The 2,126-nt window shown below is 46.5% G+C and carries 1 protein-coding gene; it reads right to left on the bottom strand.

Annotated features, from left to right (window positions below; translation table 11 throughout):
* Nucleotides 1-16: 16 nt before the first annotated feature.
* Complete coding sequence (locus tag AC1WIP_RS14935) at nucleotides 17-1,993, bottom strand: N-6 DNA methylase (protein WP_481142575.1); 1,977 nt, start codon at nucleotides 1,991-1,993, stop codon at nucleotides 17-19.
* Between the last annotated feature and the right edge of the window lie 133 nt (nucleotides 1,994-2,126).

The raw sequence follows: 2,126 nt of genomic DNA on the forward strand, positions 1-2,126 counted from the left end.
CCCCAGGGCGCAAGGTTCAAAATCTTAAGATTATTTCATCAATTATGGACATAATACTTTCTTCCTGCTTTTGGATTTCCCGCTTCGACTCCTCTATCTTTTCCGCATGCTGTTTTATTTTTTCCAGAATCTTTCTCTGCTCCTCTATGTCAGGCACAGGAACCTTAAAGTGATTAAAGGTAGCCTCATCCAGATACCACCTGTTGGTAGCCCCGTAGCTGCAGGTGCTGCACATTTTCAGAAAAAAGTCGTGGCGCATCAGATAAGTTAAATAGTCGGGCAGAACAATGTCCCTATTGATGGCATAGGTCCAAAAATTGCCTGTAATCACCGCCCCGTCCAATTCCGGGGGAACAATTCCATAGGCGCCGTTTCTAGCGTCAATTTTAGAAATCAAAAACTGTCCCGCTCTGATCACAAACTGCTTTTTCGTTCCGATTTCACTGCCATACTGTCTGGTGCGCAGCACAATCCCCTGATTGTGCATTTGAACCGTAACCTGCTTATAAAGCCTGTCATCCTCAATGTCCACTGCATCCTTCACTCTGGCAAGCAGGCTTGAAATCGGATACAGTGTGTATTTGGTGCCAACGCTCATAAGGGGCGTGTTATACCGTTTCACACACCAGTTGGACTTATCCAGCTTGTGAAACTCCGCAAAGCCCGTTTCCTCCCTGTGATAGGATCTGGCGACAGCTTTACCCATACTATCCTCCACCTCATATCCGCCCCAGCGCTCCCAGAGCCGTTTCACCCTTGGGATATCATTCTCCGGGATAGGACTTCTGCGCAGATTCAGATCGAATCCGTCCTTCTGCAGATCCACCAGCCAGGTCTTATGGCCCTTTTTCGGCTTTTCCTTGGAAAGCAGCAAAATACTGGTCTTTACGTCGGTATAGGGATTAAAAACTCCCTGGGGCAGGGAAATAATTGCCTCCACCGTGATATTTTCCAGCATCCATCCCCGAAAAGCGGCATAGGTTCTATGAAACAGCAGCGTCTCCCCCACAATGCAGGCAATTCTGCCTCCCTCCCGCACGCTTTCTATCATATGCCTCACAAACAATTCGTCCGGCTTTTTGGGCTCCTCCAGCCCATAGGGATGATTGGCCATGACAATGTCAAATTTTCCGAAAAATTCCTTATGAAACTCCCGCACCTTGTCATTTACCGGCTTTACATGGAGAATGTCCAGGGCGTTTTCATTGGAAATACGGCTGTGGCCGTCCCCCAAAAGAATCATGTTCAATTTTGTGAGCATGGCCGTGGTATCCTTAAGTTCGTTGCCAAAAATCACATTTTCCCGCAGATTCTCGTTGGTCACTCCATACTTTCCATACTTTTCCAGGTAGGTCTGGAAGGCTGTGATTAAAAAGCCGCCGCTTCCGCAGGCGGGATCATAAATTCTCTCCACAGATTGGATCACACGATTGCCGTTTTCATCCGTAATATATTGCCCGGCGTCGTTTTTCTGAAAGGTAATCTGTGGATTTACCAGAAAAATGATCAATTCAATCAAATGACGGGGCGTAAAAAATTCTCCGATTTTTTTATCCTTGGAATCCTTCTGGTAGTATTCCAGAGCATTTCCCTTCACATCCGTCATGCGGTCTATCTGACACTTTTCAAACATCTCGTCGATAATCCGGGCCAGATCCCTCGTCATGCGGGAATCCACCTTAATCAGCTGTGCCGGAAACACATTTTCATACTGCCTGTTCAAAAAATCCCTGAAAACCCCGTTGACAATGGAAACATTTCCCTTCTGCACATTTTCCCATACGCTGGCGCCGTTCTCCTCCCGGTATTCCCGATCCCTGCCGTCATTGGAAAAAATCTTTAAAAAAATAAAAATGGAAATTTCAGCCGCCTTATCTATGGCGGACAGGCTGGATTTTCCGGTCCTGAAAATGGTATCGCACTGGGCAAAATAGGGCTCTAATGCTTCTCTTGGCATCATGTCCTCTGGATATTCATTGAACCGCAAATCCATAACCCAATCCTCCTTCTTCCTCTTTGGCCGTTTCAAATCCAAGCTGCTTTATTATAACACCCCCTCCCCTTGATTTCCCCCAAAACCGCGTCTTGTCAACCGCCGCAAACTGAATTATACTGATTTTATCAAA

This window comes from Acetatifactor sp. (assembly GCF_982438285.1).

Bases quoted from the DNA above. Each gene is read 5' to 3' on its own strand.
- AC1WIP_RS14935 (WP_481142575.1), bottom strand. From the start codon at position 1,993: ATGGATTTGCGGTTCAATGAATATCCAGAGGACATGATGCCAAGAGAA.